Genomic DNA, 4,521 nt, shown 5'->3' on the forward strand with positions numbered 1-4,521 from the left:
GAATCGTTTCGTGCGTTCAGCTACCAATGAGGGAATGGCTGAATTGGATGGAACTGTGACCAAAGGGATAGGGGACATGTATGAAGACCTTGCCCGGGAAGACGTCGGCTTGATAATTACGGGCTATTCATACGTGGATGTCAAAGGACAAAGCGATGAAAGGCAGCAGGGTATCTATGATGACAGGTTCATCGGACCCTATAAGGAAATTGTCTCAAGGGTACATAAGCATGGCAGCAAGATATTCATACAGATCGTCCATGGCGGCAGACAATCCATCGTAAAGGAAGGAGTTGCTCTTTTAGCACCTTCGGCAGTTGAAGATCCAGCTTCCGATAAGGTTCCTGTGGAGATGGCCGAAGAGGATATCCTTGATACGATTGAGAACTTTGCAGAGGCTGCAAGACGTTCAAAGGAAGCGGGATTTGATGGTATTCAGATACACTGTGCTCACGGTTTCCTGTTAAGCAGTTTCATCTCCCCTTATACGAACCGCAGGACCGATAAATGGGGTGGGTCTGTGGAGAATCGGGCAAGGATAGTCACTGAGATAGTTAAAAGAATTCAGGAAAAGGTCGGAAAAGACTTCCCTGTCATGGTGAAGATGAATGCCACAGATGGGTTTGATGTGTTTTCAGGTAAGATCGGCCTTGATGCTCCAGAATGTGTGGAGATCGCCAGCCTTCTTGAAAAAGCCGGAGTGTGTGCTATCGAGGTAAGTGGTGGGATATTCGAAGCAGGTGCGGTCATGTCCCAGAAAGATATCGATTCTGAGGAAAAGGAAGCATATTTCAGGCGTTATTCTAAAATGATCCGTGATACGGTGAAGATACCTGTCATACTGGTAGGCGGAATCCGCACAAAGGCTGTGATGGAGTCTATGTTAAGGGGATATGCTGATATGGTATCGTTAAGCAGGCCATTTATTGCTGAACCTGATCTTGTCGTAAGTCTTAAGGAAGGAAGCGATCGGGTGAAGTGTGTGTCATGCAATGGTTGTTTCAGGACGGATGGGGTTTCATGCACTTATAATTTTAACTGACCCTCTTTATTTTTTTTATTTTCTCTTTTTCTTTGTTACCTTTTTATACTTGTTTTGCCTTCATTAATTTATGAGGCTAGATGCATATCTTGTTGAAATGGGTTCCTTTAAGTCACGTGGTCGTTCTAAAAAGGCTATACTTGATGGTCATGTAAAAATCGATGGTTCTGTTGTAACAAAGCCTTCTAAAGATGTTTCTATTGATGATGACGTCAAGGTGGACGAAGGGCTTGATATGCCAAAGGGATATTTCAAGTTAAAAGGGATACAGGATGAGATCGGTCTTATCAAAGAAGGTGATTCTGTCCTTGACCTGGGTTCAAGTGCAGGCGGATTTATTGTATTTGCATCGGAGATCGCAGGTGATGTGAGGGGTCTGGAGTTCAGCCGTGATTTCAGGGAGGAGCTTGGTCAAATAGCTCATGAAAGAAGCAATGTTTCGGTCATGTTCGGTGATGTTTTCACCTTCCCTCTTGAGACCATGTCGCCGGAGCCTGTGGATGTCATCCTGAGCGATATGACCCTTGAACCGGAAGATTCCCTTACAGCTCTTAAGTGTGTACTTCCATTGCTTAAATTGAATGGACGATTGCTTCAGGTGATAAAGGTCTCTAAAAGGATCAAGAGGGAACCTCTGCTTAGTATAATGGAAGGGCTTGGCCTTGAAATTCAGAACGTGCTTGAATCCGAGAAGCAGGAGATATACGTTGTTGCACGCAAGATCGGTGAGGTCGAGGATACGGATTGATCTTTCGATCTTTGCTCACTCACTCCATCTTATCAATGCTTCTAAACCATTGATCATTGACCGTTCGACCGTTATATCGGTCATTTATTTTTATTGCATAAGTGTCGGTTCTACTCAATATTTGACAAGATAAAGGAGGTCTGCAATGCTTCTCAAGATATATGGGAAAGGTCGTCCATTTCGTCTTTTTGTTGCTGGGCTTCATGGGCAGGAATGGCGGGATACTTCAGATGTACTGTTGAATATTGAGCGCCCGTCATCAGGCACTCTTGCTATACTGCCTGTGGTAAGCAGGGGGGACTATATTTCCACGCTGGACGGGGATTATTATAAAGATATGGGGAAACTGATCATTGATGTTGTGAAGGCATATCGGCCTGACATCTATGTCGAGTTGCATTCATATTCTTCAGATAATTTTCATAAATTGGTCTCAAGCACAAGGATACATGAAAAAGGTGTGCCCGGATTCAGTGTTCTGGAAAATAATGTGTTGATGGGTTCTGTTTCGCCTCATATTAGGAGGGATCATTTTCCGGTGGAAGCTTTGTGTCTGACATTTGAGGTAGAAAGGTCGAATCAAAGCTCGAAAGAGTTTGCTGCGAAGATGCTTCAAGTTGTAAAAGAATGCCGTTCAAGGGATGGTTTCATCGAATATATGATGGAACGCTATCCCAATGTGGCTAAAAAAGCAATAGAAGACTATAAAAAATTCTATGGATCGTAAGGTTTCCCTTACTATCCATTTACATTCCTTCGTAGTTGTGGATGTTGTGTTCAGGGTTCACATCCATCATCTGCTGCCTTTGTGCTTTGAGCATGTCGTCAACACGTAATACCATGTTGGCAACCTCGGAAGCGGATTTGATAGCCTGTTTCTTTACCCTGAGGGAATCAACAATGCCGTTCTCGAGAGTATCAATGATCTCTGTTGAGTAAACATCAAGACCAGCGTTCTTTATCTCGGTGTGTTTTGCACGAAGTGCGAGGATGGTGTCTATACTGTCCATACCTGCGTTGATTGCAATTTCCCTTGGAATGCTCTCAAGTGCTTCAGCAAATGCTGCGACAGCAAGCTGTTCGCGTCCTTCGACACTGGTTGAGTAGGCTCTGAGTCCCTGTGCGATCTCGATCTCGGAAGCACCGCCACCTGCAACGATCGTGCCATCTTCGATGGTGTTCTTGATCACGTTGAGTGCATCATCCATTGTACGTTCAAGGTTATCGGTGATATGTTCCGTACTTCCCCTGAGGAGGATGGTGATGGTGTTCGTGTTCTTGCAACCTCTGATGTATGTCTTACCAAGGTCGAATGCACCGATCTGTTCAATGAGCTCTGCGCTTCCAAGGTCCTTCTCGGAGATGTCCATGATATTCTTGACAATGTGTGCTCCGGTTGCTCTTGAGATCGCTTTAATATCGTCTTCATTTACACGTCTGATCGCATAGACTCCTTTCTTCTGGAAATAGTCCATTGCGACCTGATCAATGTTCTTTGTGCCAATAATGACGGTTGCTCCGGTATCAAGAATCCTGTCGAGCATTGCTTCAAAGTCTGCTTTTTCCTGTTCAAGGAACTCTTTCATCTTATCAGCTGAATCGATCTGGAAAGATGCTTTGTTCTTTGTCTTCTTGACAGAGATGTCTGAAGCGAGAATAGCGATCTTTGGTTTCTCCACCTTTTCGGGCATTGCTGAATGGAGGCGTGCCTTGTTGACAACGATGCCTTCAAGGAACTCGGTATCATCGATCTGTTGTCCAGGATCCTGTGTAAGCATTATATTGTTGAGGTCGACCTTTCCATCTTCCTCTACTTCGAGTGCAGCATCAACACAAATGTTTGCGATATGGTCAGCAAAAGCTTCTGAAGATTTGCCTGCAATGGCGGTCTTTGCAATGTTCACGAGAACTTCCCTGTTCTCTTTTGTGACCTCTACAGCATAATTGTCAAGTAATTCCATTGCCTTGCCAGATGCTTTCAGGAATCCTTTGATGATAACTGCAGGGTGGATTCCGGTATCAATGAGCCCTTCTGCTTTCTCAAGAAGTGCGCCGGCAAGAACTACAGCACCTGTTGTACCGTCTCCTGCAATGGTTTCCTGGGTCTTTGCAACTTCAACGATCATCTTAGCGGTTGGATGTTCGATCTCCATCCCTTTTAAGATCATTGCGCCGTCGTTGGTAAGTACGATGTCACCCACACCATTGACAAGCATCTTGTCCATTCCTTTTGGACCAAGTGTTGTCTTTACTATATTTGCAACTGCTTTTGCTGCTGCAATGTTCATGTGAAGTGCATCCTTGCCCTGTGTCTGTTCCTTTCTTGGATCTATAATTGTTGGCTGACCTAGTCCTGCCATAGAATCTGAACCTCCTGATAGTCTTAATTATAAGAATTGGAATAGTGGTTTTGTTAAATATGAATGAAACTAACTGTGTATGGTTCTATAAAAACGTTTCGAATGGTCTCCCTCTCTTTATCTCCTATATTCAAAAACTTTAACATACAAGCTGATTTTTACCATATTATGCTTGATTTTGTAGGACTTGGCCTGTTCGATGAAAAGGATATTTCATTAAAGGGTCTTGAAAAGATACACAACGCTGACAAGGTCTATGTTGAGTTCTATACTTCCATTCTAATGGGAACTGATCTCGAAAAGATGGAGCAGCTCTATAAAAAGAAGATAACTGTGCTCTCAAGGGAAGATGTGGAGCAACATGCTGAGGA

The 4,521-nt window shown here is 43.8% G+C and carries 4 protein-coding genes and 1 pseudogene; 4 read left to right on the plus strand and 1 reads right to left on the minus strand.

Annotated elements, in window-relative coordinates:
- The 3 genes from QAS77_RS10685 to QAS77_RS10695 all read left to right on the plus strand — a co-directional run.
- The coding region (locus QAS77_RS10685) for an NADH:flavin oxidoreductase (protein ID WP_305065484.1) at nt 1-1,042 on the plus strand (1,042 nt) is incomplete at its 5' end.
- A 70-nt stretch (nt 1,043-1,112) separates the two neighbouring features.
- Nucleotides 1,113-1,790 (plus strand): S4 domain-containing protein, encoded by a 678-nt coding sequence (locus tag QAS77_RS10690; RefSeq protein ID WP_305065486.1) that lies wholly within the window; start codon nt 1,113-1,115, stop codon nt 1,788-1,790.
- Nucleotides 1,791-1,935: 145 nt separating this feature from the next.
- A complete protein-coding gene (locus tag QAS77_RS10695) occupies nt 1,936-2,517 on the plus strand; it encodes a DUF2119 domain-containing protein (protein ID WP_305065488.1) in 582 nt (193 codons plus the stop codon).
- A 19-nt stretch (nt 2,518-2,536) separates the two neighbouring features.
- On the opposite strand, the gene thsA is transcribed toward QAS77_RS10695, so the two are convergent.
- Entirely contained in the window at nt 2,537-4,150 is a 1,614-nt protein-coding gene (gene thsA / locus QAS77_RS10700; RefSeq protein WP_250868377.1) for a thermosome subunit alpha, read from the minus strand.
- A 168-nt stretch (nt 4,151-4,318) separates the two neighbouring features.
- Here thsA and QAS77_RS10705 point away from each other — a divergent pair.
- Nucleotides 4,319-4,521: pseudogene (locus QAS77_RS10705) on the plus strand (diphthine synthase); the annotation flags it as partial.

Source organism: Methanococcoides sp. (assembly GCF_030594565.1).
In the GTDB taxonomy this organism is placed as follows: domain Archaea; phylum Halobacteriota; class Methanosarcinia; order Methanosarcinales; family Methanosarcinaceae; genus Methanococcoides; species Methanococcoides seepicolus.